We start from the raw sequence: 17,682 nt of genomic DNA, 5'->3' as shown, positions 1-17,682 counted from the left end.
GAGCGCATCGATCTCAGGAGGAATGATGACCACCACCGCCACGACGCAGACCCCGCCCGCCCCGCTGCTCACCCGGAACAAGGTCGGGCTCGCGCTGCTCGGCCTCATCGGGTTGCTCGACGTCTTCTCCGTCCTCGGGCCCACGCCGGACGGTGAGGTCGGGCCACCGTTCGGCATCCTCGTGCTCGACTCGCTGCTCGGTCTGGTGACGATCGTGTTCGTCGTCGTCGCCCTGCGTACCCGCAGCCGCGGGGCGATCCGGATCGTCGCGGGCGCCCGGATCGTGTCCGTCCTGACGGCGGTCCCCGCCTTCTTCGCGGGTGTCCCGGCGGCCGTCGTCCTTCTCGTGGCGGTGGACGTCGTCGTGACGTTCGTCGGCGTGGTCCTCGCGCTCACACCGCCGCGTCGGTCCCACGCCGTCGTCGACTGAGCGCCGGACCATCACAAAACCCGTACGGCTGTGGGTGAAGCGCAAGTGCGGGGATCCTTCGTACACTTCGACCAACAGATCGTCGTGAGCCACCCCTGTCTGCGACGACGTCAACGCTCGACGAAGCGGTCGACGGGAGTCGGATGACGGAGCTCGCGGACGCCGCGCACGTCAGTGCCGCGCACGAGCGCTTCGTCACGACGGGCCGGGCGCCGGGCCGGCACGTGCGTCCGGTCGTCGCGGACTCGTGGCGTCGGAGCCAGCGCAGCGGGGTGGACCCCGAGGTGCAGAACGCGCCGGTCGACATGGCGGGACGGTCCCTGACCAGCTACCGCCGCTCGCTGGCGGTGGCCGCCGCGATGCCGGTCGTGCGCGAGCTTCTCGTCGCGCCGGGGTCCGACGCCGGCTGGGTGACCGCGCTGACGGACGACGCCGGCCGGCTGCTCTGGGTCGAGGGTGAGGCGGGCGTGCGTCGCCAGATGGAGGGCGTCGGGTTCGTCGAGGGGGCGCTCTGGCGGGAGGACTGCGCCGGCACCAACGCGCTCGGTACGGCGCTCGCGATCGACCAGCCGCTCCAGGTCGTCGGCTACGAGCACTACGCGCGCAAGGTCCACCCGTTCAGCTGCGCAGCCGCGCCCGTGCACGCGCCGACGGGCGAGGTGCTCGGTGTGCTCGACGTGACCGGGGGCCCCGTCGTGGCGTCGGCGGTCGTCATGTCGTTGGTCCGGGCGACGGTCGCCGCCGTCGAGGCCGAGCTGGCCCGGGCGGTGGCCGAGCGCACCACCCGGAGCAGCCGGCTGATCGTGCGCAGCGGTGGTGACCTCGAGCTCATGCCTCGCCTGCGGGTGCTGTCCGCCACGCCGACCGTCCGCGTGGGGGGCGTCGACGTGCGCCTGAGCCTGCGGCACGCCGAGATCCTGCTGCTGCTGGCCCGGCACCCCGCCGGGCTGAGCGCCGACGAGCTGGCCGTGCTGCTCAGCGAGCAGATGCTCTCCGACGTCACCGTGCGCGCCGAGGTCTCGCGGCTGCGACGCATCGTCGGGCCACTGCTCAGCGAGTCCCGTCCGTACCGGCTGACGGCGCGGCTGCGGACCGACGTCGACATGGTGCGCGAGCTGATCGCCGCCGACGACGTCGACGCCGCGCTGTCCAGCTACCCCGGACCCCTGCTGCTCCGCTCGGTCGCACCCGGGGTGGAACGGGCCCGCGAGGAGCTCTCCGCGGACATGCGAGCAGCGGTCCTCGCAAGCTCGCTGCCCGGCGTCCTGGGTCGATGGGTCGCCTCCGACGAGGGCGCCGACGACTGGCAGGCGTGGGAGCGGCTGGCGTGGCTGGCCCCGCGCGGCTCCCCGGTGCACGTGCAGGCCGTGGGTCGGCTGGACATGCTCGGCCGCCGACTCGGAGCGCCGCCGGACCGTCGGTAGCCCCGGACAACGTTTGCGCAACCGTTGCAACTCTCCTGCAACGACCGGGCCGTAACGTTTCGATCGGGCGGAGCTTCCGGGCTGCGCCTTGAGGCGGTTGACATGAGGGAGGCCGCCGAGGGGATGTGCAGCACCGTTCGGCTACTTCCGGCCGGCCGGCGGGCGATCGCGAGGGGCGAGAGCGTGCCGGCCCGGGAGCGGCGAGTCGGTCGGGCGACGGATGGAGGGGATCCGTCGCCCGACCGCGACGCGTCACGGGACCGCCGACGCGGGCTACCCTGCACGGCATGACGACGAACCCCATCCCCGAGCCCGACACCAAGGACTGGACCTGGGTGCTCGCGGAACGGTGCCCCGAGTGCGGGTTCACGGCTGCGGACATCGAGGGCCCGGCCATCGGCGGGGTCGTCCGCGACCTGACGCCGCGGTGGGTCTCCGCGCTGGCACGGCCGGGAGCTCGCGAGAGGCCCGCTCCGACCACGTGGTCGACCCTCGAGTACGGCGCCCACGTGCGCGACGTGCTGCTGATCTTCGACGGGCGCCTCGAGCTGCTGCTCACGCAGGACGACCCGCAGTTCGAGAACTGGGACCAGGACGCGACCGCGCTCGCGGACCGGTACGACCTGCAGGACCCTGCGGTCGTCGCGACGAGTCTCGCGGCCGCCGCCGACGTCATCGCCGCCCGCTTCGACGGCGTGGCGGCCGACCAGTGGGACCGCGCCGGGACGCGTTCGAACGGGTCGCAGTTCACCGTGCTGACACTGGGGCAGTACTTCCTGCACGACGTGGTCCACCACTTGCACGACGTCGACGCCTGACGTCGGCGCGTCGCCCGGCGTGTTCCCGAACGGGGGACCTTGGTCCCTGGCGGATCGACCGACCTGGGACGTTCCGGTAGTTGTCCACAGCAGTTGTCCACACCATGTGCAGCGCGACACGCGCAGCCCGCGCGGGGGTCTGGGCGTCCAGGGCGCTCGGCATCCACCGGAACCGCTCGTTGTCCACAGGAGTTTTCCACAACCCTGTGCACAGGCGGCGTGATCGGTGGACGACCACCCGAACGGACTAGTGCTCTCGCGCCTGACCTGCGGCGACGGTCGAACGACGGTGTGCGTCCACGCCCGCAGGACGCGCCCAGCCGTAACACGCTCGCATCACGCGCGGTGTACGGTCCGCCGCCATGGACCAGGTGCAGCTGAGGCTCCCCGAGCACGTCGACGGCCGCAACGTCCTCGTCGTCCCCCGGGACACCGACGTGGCCGCACTGGCGTCCGCGTGGTTCCCCTCGACGTCATGGGCACGCAGTCCCGTCGCGGCCGACAGCGCGGCCCCACGGCCGATGACCGGGGCGCGGTTCCGCGGCATGGTCGCGGAGGCTCCGCCGTCCACCGCTCCGGGAGTGCTGGAGCTCGCGCCCGGCACGACCCTCGAGGGGCCGACCGCCCTCGACGTCGCGGACGCCCGTGAGGCCGGTCTGGGCGCACGCGACGTGGACCTGTACGCACTCGACTCCACGGACGGGTCCGGCGTCCACGTCGTCTACGGCTGGATGTCCGCGGCCGCGCGGCGGGTCGGGGGGTCCATCGTCCCGGTGGACCGCTCGCGCCTCGTCACGCCGGATCCCGGGGCCGCGATCGACCTGACGCTCTGGTCGCCGCTCGCCCTGACCGCGCAGGACGCGCTGCCCCTCGTGCGGCCCGCCATGAGCGGCGCCCGCGTCGGCGCCCCCACCCAGTCTGAGAGCGGAGTGCTCGCCGTGACGGCGACGTTCGAGTACGACGGCGAGATCACCGTGCGGTTGGCTCGGTCGAACCAGATCCCGGTCGTGCTCCCGACCCTCGAGGCCAGCGCGTACGGACCCTGGGCCTATCGCGTGACGTGGGAGCCGCCCGACCCCGACCAGCTCCACTCCGAGACGCCCTCGCAGCTGCACCTGATCGCGCGCTCGCGGGTGCAGTCGTCCGTCGCGCGGATCGCGGCGGCGCTGTGGCGGGGTGCGGGGGGCACGGTGGTGGACAGCGGCGGGTTCGTCGTCACGCCTGGTGAGCTGAGCGACAAGGCCACCGCCGCTCGGTAGCACCGTGGAGCGACAAGGCCACCGCCGCTCGTCAGGCGAAGCGTGGGCTCCCGGCGGGCGCCAGGTCCACGGCGACCTTCAGCTGGGAACCGGAGCCCTCGGTGAAGATGACGCCCCGCAGCGGCGGCACGTCGTCGTAGTCGCGACCCCAGCCGAGCAGGACGTACTGGTCGTTCACCAGCTGGTCGTTGGTCGGGTCGACCTCGATCCACCCGGCACCGGGGATCCACGCGGACACCCAGGCGTGGGAGGCGTCCGCGCCACGCAGCTTCTCCCGGCCGGGCGCGGGCCGCGTCTCGATGTACCCGCTGGAGTACCGGGTGGGCAGGCCGTGCAGCCGCAGCGCCGCGATCATCAGGTGCGCGAAGTCCTGGCAGACGCCGGCCTTCTGCGCGAGCAGCTGCGCCTGGGTCGTGTGCACGGTGGTCGACCCGGACCGGTACGCCAGCTCGGTGCGGATGCGGTGGGCGAGCTCGACGAGGACGTCGGCCAGCGGCTTGTCCTCGGCGAACGTCGGTGCGGCCCACTCGCGCACCTCGTCGACGAGCGTGACGTGCGCGGACGGCAGGACGGCTTCGCGCAGGTCGGCGAGGTCGGGGTCGAGCCGGTCGACGTCGCCGGCGGCCACGCGCCGGGCGACCTCCTGCCAGCCGACCCGCGGCAGGGACTCCGCAGACGGCGTCGGGCGGGTGACCTCGATGGTCGAGCGCGCGGTCACGACGAGCGTCGTGTGCGGCGTCGTGACGCCGAAGTACGTGGTCCGGTTGCCGAAGTAGTCGACGTGCGCGGCGGTGTCGGCCGGGGCGGGGGAGATCTCGACGACCGTGTCGATGCAGGTCTGCCCCGGCACGTCGCGGGGCGTCATCGTCGTGCGGCCGTACGAGTCCGTGACGACGTCCGCGTAGACGTACGTGGTCCGGTGCACCAGGTCGTACCGGCGGCCGGTCATGCGGCACCGGCCCGGGCGTCCCAGGGGTCCTCGAGCGACCGGCTCGGCGCGACCTTGACGAAGTGCACACGCTCGATCTCGTCGGCGGTCGACCGCAGGCGCCAGAGCATCGACTCGAGGGCCTCCGCGAGGCGCGTACGTCGGCCGTCGTCCGTGACCGCGGCAGCGAACGTGGCGGCATCGAGCTCGTCGAGCAGGTCGACGACGTCGGCGAGCAGGTGGTCGCGCTGGTCCGGGGAGCCACCGGCCAGGGGGATCACGGTCAGCGCCTCCCGCAGCCGATCCAGCTGGAAGGCGAGGGACCGCGGGTTGGTGCGGTCGTGCAGGAGCAGCTCGAGCACGTCGGCGACGGTCGGCGCCGCCTGGTGACGTCGGCGGTACGTGATGGCGGACTCGTGACTGAGCAGCACCGACTCCAGCACGAGCGCGTCGACGTCCGCCGCACGCCGCTGCACGAGCGCCGAGAGGCTCACGATGAGGTTCTGCGCGCGCTCGATGCGTCGGCCGGCGTCGAGGAAGTGCCAGCCGACGTCGCGCACGAGACCCTCGGAGGCGATGCCCGCGATGGCCAGGAGCCCCTCGAGCACTCTGTCGAGAGCCGGCCGCAGACCCGCGGTCGCCGCGTTGGAGTGCGATGTGTCAAGGTCCAGGGAGTCGGCCTGCGTGCGGCCGCGAGTCTTGCTCCGCTCGTCGCGAAGTGCGCGCTCGATCCGTGCGAGCGGCCCGAAGGTGTCGGTCGAGAGCTGGTCGCGGACGGCTGCGGCCGACGAGCCCAGCATCCGGATCGAGCGCGCGACCGTCCCGACCGAGTGGCGGTCGAGGACGAGGTCGCGCAGGGACGGCGAGTCGCCGAGCGGCTCGAGCAGGACCTGCAGGGCGTGGCCGCCGGCGGAGGCGGGCAGCCGGTGGAAGTCGTCCCAGCGGTCGATGACGACGCGCAGCGAGCGGGACGTGTCCTCGGCCCGCTCGGCGTACCGACCCATCCAGTACAGGTTCTCGGCGGTGCGCGGCGAGATGCCGGTCGCGGGGCGACGGGGCTGCCCCGCCTCGCCCGCCGCCGACTCGTCGGACGGCACCCACGGTTCGAGCGTGGTCTCGGCCTGGGAGGAGAGCACCCACACGTCCTTGGCTGCCGCGCCGAGCGCCGACGAGACGACGTGCCCCTCGGCGACGCGCGCGAGCCCACCGGCCATGACCGTGTAGCTGCCGTCGTGGGCGACCGCGTACGTCCGCAGGACCGCCGCACGCGGCCCGAGGTCCGCGGGGCCGATCCCCTCGGAGCTCGGCAGGTCGCTGCCGACGCCCACGGGCGTGCCGTCGACGGTGGGGCCGGCGGGACCGACCGGCTCCTGACCCACCCAGAGCCACGGCTCGGCGCTGATGCGCGCAGCCAGCCGCTCGCGCTCGCGCCGGCTCAGGGTCCAGCCCAGGATCGAGCCGACCTCGGTGCCGTGCACGGTCGGCAGGATCACGAGCTCCTCGAGGCGCGACACCACGTGCTTGAGCGAGCGCTCCTCGCCGCACCACCACGTCGGTGCGGACGCGAGCGCGAGGTCCTGGTCGAGCACCACCCGCGCCAGACGCGGCAGGTAGGTGAGCAGGGCGGGGTTCTCCAGCACCGAGCTGCCCAGCGGGTTGACCACGCTGACCGTCCCGGCACGCACCGCCCGGACCAGGCCCGGGACGCCGATGCGTGAGCCCTGACGCAGGTCCAGCGGGTCGCACCACTCCGCGTCGACACGGCGCAGGATGACGTCGACCGGCTCGAGACCTTCGACGCCGCGCATCCACACGCGACCCTCGCGGACCAGGAGGTCGGTGCCCTCGACCAGGGGCAGGCCGAGCATGCTCGCCAGGTACGCCTGGTCGAACGCGGTCTCGCTGCTCGGACCGGAGGTCAGCAGGACGATCCGTGGGTGCTCCTCGGAACCCTCGGGTGCCACGGCACGCAGCGCCAGCCGCAACGAGCGGAAGAACGGCCCGAGCCGCTGGATCGACGCCTGCCGGTAGATCCCGGAGAGGACCTGCGCGACGACGCGGCGGTCCTCCATGGCGTAGCCGATGCCGCTGGGCGCTTGGGTCCGGTCCGCGACGGCGCACCACGCGCCCGACCCGTCGCGCACGATGTCCGTCGCGGTGAGCACGAGCTCGCGACCGCCCGGCAGCCGGAGACCGTCGACCGCCCGCTCGAACCCGCGGTGCCCGAGGACGACGGTCGGCGGCAGCAGGCGGTCGGTGAGCAGCCGGCGTGGGCCGTACGCGTCCTTGAGGATGGCGTCGAGCAGCTCGGCGCGCTGGACCAGGGCCGCGTCGAGGCGCGCCCACTCCGGCTCGTCGATGGTGACGGGCAGCGGGTCGAGGTGCCACGGGTGGTCGCCGTCAGGGCGGTCCGCACCATAGGTGACTCCGTGGTCGGCGAGCAGCCTCTCGGCCTCGTCGCGCGCGTGTGCCAGCGTCGGGGCGCTGGGCACGTCCGCGGGGTCCGGCAGCCAGGACCAGTCGGCCGCGTGCTCCAGGACGTCGCCCGCGGGACGCGGCGAGGAGAGCAGGTCGGTCACAGGCAGAGTCTCCCTCACGCGGGCGTGGTCGCACGGTGGGCGGCGGGGTGAGTTGGGCTTTGCGCACGGGGTGCGCATCGGGCGTTCGGGGTCCAGTGTGAGTTTGGCGGGAACACCCCGCTCGACGTGTCGTGCTGACCCCGTCGTACCGAGCTTCTCCGAGTGAGGCCATGATGAGCGAGACCACCCCAGCCCCGACCAAGGCCGCGGCAGCGCGCCGCCCGAGCGCGCTCGTGAGCGCCGAGGGCACCACGACGATCGCCGACACCGTGGTGAGCAAGATCGCCGGCATCGCCGCCAAGGAGGTCACCGGCGTGCACGCGCTCGGCGGCGGGGGCGGTCGCGCGCTCGGCGCCATCCGCGAGCGCATCCCGGGCGCCCGGACCAACCACGCGCAGGGGGTGTCCGTGGAGGTCGGTGAGACGGAGGCAGCGGTCGACCTGGACCTCGTCGCGGAGTACGGGGTGTCGATCGCGGACCTGGCGACCGGCATCCGGCGCAACGTGATCAGTGCCGTCGAGCGGATGACCGGCCTCAAGGTCGTCGAGGTCAACGTGGTCGTCAACGACGTCCACCTTCCCGACGAGGACGTGGCGCCCGTGGTGGTGGAGGCCCGGGTCCAGTGACCGAGCCGGTGCCGACGACGTTCGGGGCCGACCGCGCGCACGAGGTCCTCTCGGTCGGCCCCGAGCCGACCAACCTCGCCGAGGTCGTCGAGGCGGTCGTCCTCGCCGTGCCCGGGGTGTCGCGGCTCGACGGCGGCCGGTTCGGCGGCTTCGGCACCTACCTTCCCGGGCACCGCGTGACGGGGGTGCGGATCGACGACGACGGCACGGAGGTGCACATCGTCGTCTCCGGGATCGAGCCCGTGCCGACCACGGCGGGTCGTGTGCAGCGGGCCGTGTCCGCGATCGCCCCCATGCCCGTGCACGTCCACGTCGAGGACATCGACGTCCCATGAACCAGAAGAGGAGCTGACCATGTCGAATGTCGCCATCGGGCTGTTCGCGGGCATCCTGCTCGCGCTCGTCGCCGCCGTCGGGGGGTTCTCCATGTTCCTGCTCGCCATCGTCCTGGGCGGGATCGGCGTCGTCGTCGGGCTCGTGCTCGACGGTCGCCTGGACCTGAGCGGGGTCGTCGTCGGGCGGCGCCGTGGCTGAGGTCGCCTCGTCGGGCCTGGCGGACACGCAGGTCGTCGAGCTGCCTGCCGAGGCGCTGCCCGGCTCCCTGACCATCACCGACCACGCCCTCGAGCGGATCGCCGGCCAGGTCGCGCGCGGCGTGCCGGGCGTCGCACCGTCCTCCCCGAAGGTCGAGTGGCACCGCCTCGGCCGGCGGGCGCGGGTCTCGCTCGAGATCACGCTCGTCTGGCCGTCGTCGGCCGCCTCCGTGGCTCGCGAGGTGCAGACGGCCGTCGGCCGCGAGCTCGTCCGGCAGGCCGCGCAGGACCTCGACGCGGTGACGGTCACCGTCCGTGACGTCGCGCGACCGCCGCGCGAGGCTGTCGCCCCGAGGGTCCGATGAGCTTCGCGCCCGCCCCGGCTGCCACGCGTGCCGGCAGGGTCGGCTGGGTCGGCGTCGTGCTCTCGCTCCTCGTCGTCGCCCTCGGGGTCGTCGTGATCCGGGACGCGCTCGTCATCGGTGGGCAGGTCGAGGGGGAGACCTGGCTCCTGCCGGTCATCGACGATGCCGACGGCCTCGAGCCCTCCGTGGCGTCCACCGCGGTCGGCGTCGTCGTCGCTCTGCTGGGCCTGTGGCTGGTGTTCGTGGCCCTCGCCCGCCGCGTCCGGACCCGGGTGCCGCTCGACGTGCCGGGCGTGACCATCGGCATCGCTGACCTCGCGCGCATGGCCAGCAGCGCGGCGTCGGACGTCCCGTACGTGCTGTCGGCGCACTCGACGGCGCGGCGGAAGTCCGTGTCGGTGAGCGTCACTGCGCTGGAGGGCGACGACGTCGACGCCGACGTGCGTGCCGCACTGCAGGAGCGGCTCTCACGGCTCGCGACGCCCGTCACCGTGCACGTCACGACGCGCCACGTCGAGGGGCTGCGATGAGGCGAGGGGTGCTCGCGGTCGACCGGGTGGTGGTCCTGCTGCTCGGCCTGGTGCTCGTCGCGCTCGGCCTCGCCGTGGTCGGCTGGCAGGCCGGGTTCCTGAAGGACGTCTGGCCGTCCGCGCCGTCGTCGGTGCACGTCGACTCCGGCGAGGTGACCGACGACGGGAGCTTCGTCGCCGTCGCCGTCCTGCTCGGCGCCCTCCTCGTGGGGCTCGGGCTGTGGTGGCTCCTGTCCCACCTGCCGCGTCGCGGCGTCGGACCCTTGCGCCTGCCCCCGGGTGACGTGCCCGGCGTGCTCACGGTCCTGCCCGGCCCGGCGGTCGAGACGGCCGCCGAGGTGCTGGAAGACGATCCGCGCGTGCTGTCCGCCCGCGGTTCGGTGCTGACCGACCGCAAGCAGCTCGTCGTGCGGCTCCGAGTCACCGTCTACCCGGACGCGGACCTGGGCTCGGTGATCCAGTCGTGCGACGCCGTGCTGGCAGACCTCGCCCGGGTGCTCCCCGCGGAGCAGCTCACCTCCCGCGTCGAGCTGTCGGTGCGTCGGCAGGCGCCGGAGCGTGCCCGGGTGCGGTGAATCCGTACCTCGAGGCCCGGGGTGGCGCGCGCTACCATCCGACGGTGGGAGATGACGGGACGAATCCGTCGATGACCGGTGGCGAGCCGAGGGTCTACCCGGCGCGCGAGGTGCCCAAGCCCTGGGGCAGCGAGCTGGTGTTCGCCGAGGTCGACGGCGTCTACGTCGGCAAGGTCCTGCGCGTCCGGGCGGGAGAGTCGCTCAGCCTGCAGCTCCACACCGAGAAGACGGAGACCGTGTGCGTCATCTCCGGCGAGGCCGACGTCGACTACGGCGGCGACACGTCGTGCCTGGAGACCGCTCGGCTGCGCTCGGGCGACACCCTGCACCTGCCCGCCGGCGCCGTGCATCGCATCACCGCCGTCGAGGAGCTGGTGTTCGCCGAGGTGTCGACGGCGCATGTCGGCTGGCGCACGGACATCGTCCGGCTCGACGACCGCTACGGCCGCTCCGGGACCTCAGCCCCCTGACGCCCAGACCGACGAACGTTGGGAGCATCCACATGGGTAGGGACGCCGTCACCGGCTGGGTCGAGCGGTATGAGCGCGCGTGGCGGAACCAGGACGTCGCAGGGCTGGACCGGCTGTTCACCGAGCATGCCCGGTACCTGCGCTCGCCGTACGACCCAGAACCGCTGGAGGGCCTCGACGCCATCGCCGGCTTCTGGGCCGACCCCACGCCGTTCGAGATGACCGCCACCGTGATCGCCGCCGACGGTCCGAACGCCGTCGTGCGGGTGCTCGTGCAGTACACCGGCGACAAGCCGCAGGAGTACCGCGACCTGTGGGTGCTGAAGTTCGCCCCGGACGGCCGCGCGGAGCTGTTCGAGGAGTGGGCCTACTGGCCCGAGAAGACCTACACGGTGTCGGACGAGGACTGACCGGCCGGGACGTGCGCCGGTGACGAGTCCGTAGGCTCGGACTCATGAAGGCTGTCGTCTACGACCGCACCGGTCCGTCCTCCGTCCTGACCGTGGTCGAGCGTGCACCGAGGGAGCCCGACGCCGACGAGGTCCGCGTGCGGGTGGTCGTCTCGGGCGTGAACCCGACCGACTGGAAGGCTCGTCGGGGTCGCGGGGACGGTGCCCCGCTCGACGTCGCCAAGGTGCCCAACCAGGACGGTGCCGGAGTCGTGGACGCGGTCGGCGCGGGCGTCAGCGGGCTGCGGCCGGGGGACCGGGTCTGGCTCTGGGACGTCGCCTGGCAGACCAGCGAGGGCACTGCCCAGGAGCTGGTCACACTGCCGGCGACGCACGCGGTCGCGCTGCCCGACGACGAGAGCTTCGACGCGGGGGCCTCGCTCGGCATCCCCGCGCTCACCGCCCACCTGGCGCTCACGGCTGCCGCTGCCGGTCCGGCCCGTCTCGCACCGGGCGCGCTCGACGGTCGATGGGTCCTGGTCACCGGGGGTGCTGGTGCCGTCGGGCACGCGGCGATCCAGCTCGCCGTGTGGGCGGGTGCCCAGGTGATCACGACGATCAGCTCCCCGGAGAAGGCCGAGCTGGCGCGTGCAGCGGGCGCGCACCACGTCGTCGACTACCGCACCGAGGACGTCGCGTCCGCGGTGCACGCGCTCGTGCCGACCGGGGTCGACGTCGTCGTCGACGTCGACATCGCGCGCAACGCCACGTCCGTCGTCGCCTCGGTCGCCGCCAACGGGACGATCGCCGCGTACGCCACCGCCGACCTGGCCGAGGTGACTCTGCCGGTCATGCCGTTGATGGCGAGGAACGTCGCCGTGCAGTTCGTCCTGACCTACACCGTCTCCGACGAACGGAAGCGGGCGGCCGTCGGCGGCGTCTCGCACGCGCTGGCCGACGGAGCGCTGCGGGTCGGCGCCGAGCACGGGTTGCCGATCACGCGGTTCCCGCTGACCGACACGGCCGGGGCGCACGACGCCGTCGAGGCGGGATCCGTCGGCAAGGTGCTCATCGACGTCGACGGCTGAGCCGCCGAGAACAACCTGAGCGACGCTGCGGACGGTCTGGGCGTTCATCAGGTTGTTCTCGAGCGGTACCTCGACGACGAGGTGCTGGCGATGGCACGTCCTCGGCCGCCCACGCGTCAGCACGGACCCACGCTCTCGCCGATCCCTCCCCCTGGGTCGTACGGGTCGCTCACGTTGCCCACCCAGACCGTCGCAGAGGCGGGTACGTCCGTGAGCGGCACGATCGCCTGGTAGAAGCCGGGGGTGCCGCCCGGGGTGGTGAAGGGCTGCATGGGCGCGGTGTACGACCCGACGGTCAGGGTCACGGTCAGACTCGGGAAGTCCCCGTCCCAGGCCTTGAGCACGAACCGCGCGTTCGTTCCCTGCACCTCGCACTGATAGGCGTCGAGCAGCTGCGGCGGTCGGTTGCCCAGCGCGTCGTAGACCGCGGTATCTCCGTTGGGCAGTGTCAGCGTGACGGCGTTCGCGTTGAGCCCGTCGGTCGGCGACACGCCAGCCCGGAGGAAGTCGACGAGCACGTAGCCAGTACCGTCCCCGGAGAGGTTGACGTTCGCGAACTCCTCGGTGACCCAGGCAGGCAGCGTGTAGGCCGGCGTCGCGTCTGCCGTGATCCAGCACCCCGTGAGCGTCGGATACACGGTCCCGCGCGTGATCTTGGATCGCACGTCGATCGGCTGGTTGTCCGGGGCGATCCGGCACAGGTCTGCCACCGTGCCCACGGCCTGGCCCTCGACCGGCGTCGCCGCCCCCGAGGCCACGGTCAGGGTCACGTCGTACGGTCCGGCCGTCACACCGGGCACCCACGACAGCGCCTGACCGGCGGGCAGGTCCTGGGTCTGCTGCCCGTCTGGGCCGTTGGTCGTCCACGTCCACGTCGCGGCGGTCGAACCGTCGACCGAGCCGGTGCAGGTCACGGTCTGGCCCAGTCCCGCATCGACCGGGAGGCACGTCGCCCCGACGGTGGCCGGTCCTTGCACGGCGACCGTCCGGTTCCCCGAGCCCGCGCCGCCCGGCCCCCGGACGACCAGGCCGACGTCGATGGTGCCGGTGGCGTCGGAGGGCACCTGGATCTGCACCTGCCCGTCTGTCTCGGTCCAGTCGGTGGCGCCGGACACGCTCCAGGTCCACGTCGCGCCCTGCGCGTTCTGCACCTCCGCCTTGACCGTCAAGGTGCTGCCGGCCGGCACGGGCTCGACGTCGGGAGTGAGGCCCACCACGACCGGAGCCGCGGGCCCCCGCGGGGTGGCGGGCGGAGGGGTGCCGGCCGTGGTGGGCCTGCCCGGCACCGGCTTGGCCGGTGGCGCGTTGGTCCTCGAGGGGTGCGGTTCGGCCTTCGGGGGCGCTGTGGTGTCGCCGCCCGGCGTGGCGGACGGGCTGGGTTCGACGCCGGTGTCCGGCGGCACCACGGCCGTCGGCTCCTCGGTCACGGGGTCGAACTTCTGGAGGGGGTCACCGGCGACCCAGACCCCGTTCTCGAAGCTGAGCACACCGGCGGTGTCGCCGTCGGGATCGTTGTAGTAGACGAGCGGGTCCCTGCCGATGAGCTCGACCTTGTTGCCCGGCGGCGTCAGAGCGAGGCGTGCGACGGTCTCGTTGCGCAGGTTCACGACGATCGTCTCGCCCGTCGCGCGGTTCGGGACCATCGCGAAGTCGCCGCTCTGGACCGGGGGCCCGAAGTCGATCGGCGTGCCGGGCTCGACCAGGCTGACCACGTGCGCGCAGTCGTCGCGACCGACCGAGCCCCACACGAGCGTGCCCGTCGCCGAGATCGCGGCAAGGACGAGTCCGCCGGTCGATGAACCGACGAGCTGCACCTTGTCCTCGGCGCGGATGCGCACGCATGAAGGCCGCCCGACACCTCCGGCGTCGGTCACCGGGGCGATCGACCCCTCAGCCGCATCCACCAGCACGGGACGGCCGTCGACGAGCACGAGCCTGTCGCCGTGCCCGACCGCGTCGCGCTCCACGTGGAGCGACCCGTCGAAGCGGCTCAGCCCACCCGCCTCGGCATCGATGATCCACAGACGTCCGCGGTCGTCGACGACGGCCTCGCCGGGACCGGGCGCCGCTCCGAGGGGAGCCTGGCGACGCCGCTGGAGCGTCAACGGGTCGACGAGGCTCACGGTGCGCCGGGTGGAGTCGAGGACGTACACATCACCGCCGCCCTGGAGCACAGAGAGCTCGCCGCCCGGCACGCCGAGTCGGATCGGTTGCGACGCGGCCCAGATCGCGCCGTCGATCCGCGCGACCGTGCCGGCGGCCTTGTCGATGACGTACGCGGACGACTTGGCCTGCTCGACGGTGAGGAGGGACGTGGTCGCCCGGACATTGACCGAGGCGACGATCGCCCGCGAAGGTCCGTCGATGAGCGACACGACGCCGATCGCCGGGGAGGCCACCCACGCCGAGCCGGACAGTGTCGAGACGAGCTGCTGCGCGTTGCCGTCACCCAACGCCGACGCGAGGATCAGCGGGAGCGCGACGACGGCCGCAGTCCCGGCTCCGGCCCATCGCCGTGCGCCTGCTCCACCGGCGGAGGCACCTGACGTCCGGACGCGCGCGCCGAACCGGGACCGGCCCTCGGTGCCCTCGCCCCGCCGCCACACGATCCTCACGTGCGCGCCCCCGTGGTCGCGTTCTTCCGGGCTGGCAACCACGCCGGCACCAACCGTTTGCGACCCATCAGACACCCGCTGCCGGCGCACCGGAACCCTGAAACGGGGTGGATTCGTCCCACAACCTCCTGATCCACGTCGACCCGACCACCTGCCTCGGCGACCCGGGCCGCCGATCCGCCGTGACCGGTGTCGGCTGACTGCCGTCGAGCAGCGCCTCGCGGCCGTCGAGAACAACCTGAACGACGTTCTGGGGCGTCTTGGCGTGCACGACGTTGTTCTCGAGCGGTGTAGCGGGCCCTGCGGGCGGCCGGGGGGTGGCCGGCGGAGCGGCCGGGTGGGGGCCAGGGAGGGTCGGGCGGGATCAGCCGCCGCGGTTGGGGGGTTCGAAGTGCATGGCGTCGTGGCCCGCGGTCTCCTCGGCGCGGATGACGTGGACGACCGCGTTGATCTGCGCCAGGTGCGTGAACGCCTGCGGGAAGTTGCCGAGGTGGCGGCCGGTGCGCGGGTCGATCTCCTCGGCGTACAGGTTCAGGGTGCTGGCGTAGGACAGGAGCCGCTCGCACAGGGCGCGGCCGCGTTCGAGCTCGCCGATCTCCACGAGCGCGGACACCAGCCAGAACGAGCAGATCGTGAACGCGCCCTCCTCGCCGGAGAGGCCGTCGTCGGTCTCGTCGACGCGGTAGCGCAGGACCAGACCGTCGGTGGTCAGCTCGTCGGCGATGGCCAGGACGGTGGCGCGGACGCGATGGTCGTTCGGGGGCAGGAACCGCAGGAGCGGGATGAGCAGGAGGGAGGCGTCGAGGGCGTCGGACCCGTAGCGCTGGACGAACACGCCGCGCTCGTCGACCCCGTTCTTGCAGATGTCCCGGTGGATCTCGGCGGCGAGCTTGCTCCACTGGTCGGCGAAGTCGGGCTCGTCGTGCATGCGAGCCAACCGGGCGCCGCGGTCGAGGGCGACCCAGCACATGAGCTTGCTGGAGACGAAGTGCTGCGGTTCGCCGCGGACCTCCCAGATGCCGCGGTCGGGTTCGTGCCAGTGCTTGATCGCCGCCTCCACCTGCCGTTTGAGGACGGGCCACAGCGCCTCGGGCAGCTGCTCGCGGGAGCGGGTGTGCAGGTAGACGGAGTCGAGCACCGCACCCCAGACGTCGTGCTGCTCCTGGTCGTAGGCGGCGTTCCCGACCCGCACCGGCCGGGCCCCCTCGTACCCGGACAGGTGGCCGAGCTCGAACTCGTCGAGCTTCTCCTCCCCGCCGACGCCGTACATGATCTGCAGGTCCTTGTTGTCGCGGCAGACGTCGTGGATGAACGCGAAGAAGTCGTTGGCCTCGCGGTCCAGACCGAGGGTGTACAGACCCCAGAGGGCGAAGGTGCTGTCGCGGATCCACGCGTACCGGTAGTCCCAGTTGCGCTCGCCGCCGGGCGTCTCCGGCAGCGACGTCGTGGCAGCGGCCAGCAGTGCACCGGTCGGTGCGTAGGTCAGGCCCTTGAGCGTGAGGGCGCTCCGCTGCAGGTAGGTGCGCCAGGGATGGTCGGGGAAGACGCCCTGGGTGATCCACTCCCGCCAGAACTCCTGCGTCCGCCAGAGCTGGTCGGCGGCCTCGTCCCACGTGGTCGGTGCGGGCAGTGGCGACCAGGACAGCGCGATGAACGCCTTGTCCCCGTTGACCATGCGGGTGCGTGCCGACGCGGTCCGGCCGTCGATGCCGAGGCGCAGGCTGCTGGTGAGTCGCAGCGTGGGGCCGCTGTCGGAGTCGGCGTGGATCGCGTTGTAGCCGGTGCCGTCGTACTCCCATCGGGCCTCGTCGCGACCGTAGTCCGGCGACGGGTCGCACTCGACCTGCAGGTCCACGGTCCCGCTCACGCACGTGACGGTGCGGAGCAGGATGTGCTCGGCGTCGTCGTCGGTCGGCGTCCTGCGGTGCGTGACCGAGCGCTCCTCCTGGTTGTGCCACGGACCCATGACCATGGCGTCGCGCACGATGAGCCAGCCGGTCGGCGTCTGCCACGTCGTCTCCAGCACCAGGGTGCCGGGCAGGTAGCGGCGTGCCGACGGGACCCGCGTGCCGTGCGGACCGACGCGGAACGACCCGGCTCCACGGTCGAGGATCGAGGCGAAGATGCTCGGCGAGTCCGGGCGCGGGACGCACATCCACTCGACCGCACCGGAGGGTGCGATCAGGCAGCTGGACTCGCAGTCGGACAGGAACGCGTAGCTCGCGATGGGCGGGAAGGGTGAGCGATGCGTCTCGGGCTGATGTGCGGTGACCGGCGCCATCTGCTCAGCGTCGTCCTGTCGAGCGCACTTGTCAGCACCGATGGCAAAGTCGTCACATGCCCGAAACGATCCGGCCGTTCCACGCGACCGACCTGCCCGCGCTGTACCGCATCTGCCTGCTCACCGGGGACGCAGGCGCCGACGCGACGGGCCTGTACAGCAACCCTGACCTGCTGGGGCACGTCTACGCCGGTCCCTACCCGGTCGCGGACCCGGGGCTGACGTTCGTCGCCGTCGACGCGCAGGGCGTCGCGGGCTACGTCGTCGCGACCGCGGACACCTACCGGTTCCAGCGCTGGCTCGAGTCGTCCTGGTACCCGGTCCTGCGTGCGCAGCACCCGTTGACGCAGGACCCCGGCGACGGCACGCGGGACCACATGCTCCTGCGCACCATCCACGAGCCCGAGGTCGTCGACGAGCCGTTGTACAAGCGCTACCCCGCCCATCTGCACATCGACCTGCTGCCGCGTGCCCAACGTCGAGGTCTCGGCCGGCGCCTCATCGAGGCGCTCTCCGACGCCCTGCGTGAGCGGGGCGTCCCGGGCCTGCACCTCGGCGTCGATGCGCGGAACACCGGCGGCGTCGCCTTCTACGACCGCATCGGCTTCACGGACGCAGGCCCCGACGGAGGTGCCCGGGTGCTGACCCTCGACCTGGCGTAGATCTTTCACCTTGACGAGAGTCATGATGTCATTGACGTCGGCCGGATCGCGGGTGCATCCTTTCCCCGACGACGCAGGGCCGCGCTTCAGGAGGGTGGAGCGTGGCCCTG

The 17,682-nt window shown here is 72.7% G+C and carries 18 protein-coding genes; 14 read left to right on the top strand and 4 right to left on the bottom strand.

Annotated elements, in window-relative coordinates; translation table 11 throughout:
• Window positions 1-25 precede the first annotated feature (25 nt).
• The 4 genes from I847_RS0109200 to I847_RS0109185 all read left to right on the top strand — a co-directional run bounded on the left by I847_RS0109200 (window position 26) and on the right by I847_RS0109185 (window position 3,931).
• On the top strand, window positions 26-430 hold the full coding sequence (locus tag I847_RS0109200) for a hypothetical protein (RefSeq protein WP_155856083.1): 405 nt from the start codon (window positions 26-28) through the stop codon (window positions 428-430).
• Between the two features lie 143 nt (window positions 431-573).
• Entirely contained in the window at window positions 574-1,854 is a 1,281-nt protein-coding gene (locus I847_RS0109195) for a GAF domain-containing protein (protein ID WP_028049462.1), read from the top strand.
• 287 nt (window positions 1,855-2,141) lie between these two features.
• Window positions 2,142-2,672, top strand: a complete 531-nt coding sequence (locus I847_RS0109190; RefSeq protein WP_028049461.1) for a DinB family protein — start codon at window positions 2,142-2,144, stop codon at window positions 2,670-2,672.
• 362 nt (window positions 2,673-3,034) lie between these two features.
• Window positions 3,035-3,931, top strand: a complete 897-nt coding sequence (locus I847_RS0109185; RefSeq protein WP_028049460.1) for a hypothetical protein — start codon at window positions 3,035-3,037, stop codon at window positions 3,929-3,931.
• A gap of 31 nt (window positions 3,932-3,962) precedes the next feature.
• On the opposite strand, the gene I847_RS0109180 is transcribed toward I847_RS0109185, so the two are convergent.
• Both I847_RS0109180 and I847_RS0109175 read right to left on the bottom strand, forming a co-directional pair.
• Window positions 3,963-4,880, bottom strand: a complete 918-nt coding sequence (locus tag I847_RS0109180) for a transglutaminase family protein (RefSeq protein WP_028049459.1) — start codon at window positions 4,878-4,880, stop codon at window positions 3,963-3,965.
• Window positions 4,877-7,438, bottom strand: coding sequence for a circularly permuted type 2 ATP-grasp protein (locus I847_RS0109175; RefSeq protein ID WP_028049458.1), 2,562 nt, complete (start codon window positions 7,436-7,438; stop codon window positions 4,877-4,879). The genes I847_RS0109180 and I847_RS0109175 overlap by 4 nt, the downstream gene beginning before the upstream one ends.
• A 173-nt stretch (window positions 7,439-7,611) precedes the next feature.
• On the opposite strand from I847_RS0109175, the gene I847_RS0109170 reads away from it, so the two are divergent.
• The 9 genes from I847_RS0109170 to I847_RS0109130 are packed head-to-tail and all read left to right on the top strand — an operon-like array spanning window position 7,612 to window position 12,014.
• Window positions 7,612-8,064, top strand: coding sequence for an Asp23/Gls24 family envelope stress response protein (locus tag I847_RS0109170; RefSeq protein ID WP_028049457.1), 453 nt, complete (start codon window positions 7,612-7,614; stop codon window positions 8,062-8,064).
• On the top strand, window positions 8,061-8,399 hold the full coding sequence (locus I847_RS22815) for an Asp23/Gls24 family envelope stress response protein (protein ID WP_196804522.1): 339 nt from the start codon (window positions 8,061-8,063) through the stop codon (window positions 8,397-8,399). Before I847_RS0109170 ends, I847_RS22815 begins: the two co-directional genes overlap by 4 nt.
• Before the next feature lie 19 nt (window positions 8,400-8,418).
• A complete protein-coding gene (locus tag I847_RS0109160) occupies window positions 8,419-8,598 on the top strand; it encodes a hypothetical protein (RefSeq protein WP_028049456.1) in 180 nt (59 codons plus the stop codon).
• The gene (locus I847_RS0109155; RefSeq protein ID WP_028049455.1) at window positions 8,591-8,962 is read left to right on the top strand and encodes an Asp23/Gls24 family envelope stress response protein; all 372 of its coding nucleotides are present in this window, start codon (window positions 8,591-8,593) and stop codon (window positions 8,960-8,962) included. Before I847_RS0109160 ends, I847_RS0109155 begins: the two co-directional genes overlap by 8 nt.
• A complete protein-coding gene (locus I847_RS0109150; RefSeq protein ID WP_028049454.1) occupies window positions 8,959-9,492 on the top strand; it encodes a DUF6286 domain-containing protein in 534 nt (177 codons plus the stop codon). Before I847_RS0109155 ends, I847_RS0109150 begins: the two co-directional genes overlap by 4 nt.
• On the top strand, window positions 9,489-10,067 hold the full coding sequence (locus tag I847_RS25535; RefSeq protein ID WP_155856082.1) for a hypothetical protein: 579 nt from the start codon (window positions 9,489-9,491) through the stop codon (window positions 10,065-10,067). The genes I847_RS0109150 and I847_RS25535 overlap by 4 nt, the downstream gene beginning before the upstream one ends.
• A 44-nt stretch (window positions 10,068-10,111) precedes the next feature.
• Window positions 10,112-10,537 (top strand): cupin domain-containing protein, encoded by a 426-nt coding sequence (locus I847_RS0109140; protein WP_155856081.1) that lies wholly within the window; start codon window positions 10,112-10,114, stop codon window positions 10,535-10,537.
• Window positions 10,538-10,569: 32 nt separating this feature from the next.
• Complete coding sequence (locus tag I847_RS0109135) at window positions 10,570-10,947, top strand: nuclear transport factor 2 family protein (protein WP_028049452.1); 378 nt, start codon at window positions 10,570-10,572, stop codon at window positions 10,945-10,947.
• 44 nt (window positions 10,948-10,991) lie between these two features.
• Window positions 10,992-12,014 carry an NADPH:quinone reductase gene (locus tag I847_RS0109130; protein WP_028049451.1) on the top strand — a complete coding sequence of 341 codons (1,023 nt, stop codon included), beginning with the start codon at window positions 10,992-10,994 and terminating at the stop codon, window positions 12,012-12,014.
• Between the two features lie 116 nt (window positions 12,015-12,130).
• Here I847_RS0109130 and I847_RS0109125 read toward each other — a convergent pair whose 3' ends face one another.
• Together I847_RS0109125 and I847_RS0109115 are read right to left on the bottom strand one after the other, a co-directional pair.
• On the bottom strand, window positions 12,131-14,629 hold the full coding sequence (locus tag I847_RS0109125) for a hypothetical protein (RefSeq protein ID WP_028049450.1): 2,499 nt from the start codon (window positions 14,627-14,629) through the stop codon (window positions 12,131-12,133).
• 364 nt (window positions 14,630-14,993) lie between these two features.
• Window positions 14,994-16,910, bottom strand: coding sequence for a glycoside hydrolase family 15 protein (locus I847_RS0109115; RefSeq protein WP_028049448.1), 1,917 nt, complete (start codon window positions 16,908-16,910; stop codon window positions 14,994-14,996).
• Window positions 16,911-16,966: 56 nt separating this feature from the next.
• Between I847_RS0109115 and I847_RS0109110 the strand changes: the two genes are divergently transcribed.
• Window positions 16,967-17,572, top strand: a complete 606-nt coding sequence (locus I847_RS0109110; RefSeq protein ID WP_028049447.1) for a GNAT family N-acetyltransferase — start codon at window positions 16,967-16,969, stop codon at window positions 17,570-17,572.
• Window positions 17,573-17,682: the final 110 nt, after the last annotated feature.

The organism is Cellulomonas sp. URHD0024, assembly GCF_000426185.1.
GTDB lineage: Bacteria > Actinomycetota > Actinomycetes > Actinomycetales > Cellulomonadaceae > Cellulomonas.
The sequence above is the reverse complement of the archived record's forward strand: the minus strand, read 5'-3'. Positions and strand labels throughout refer to the sequence as shown.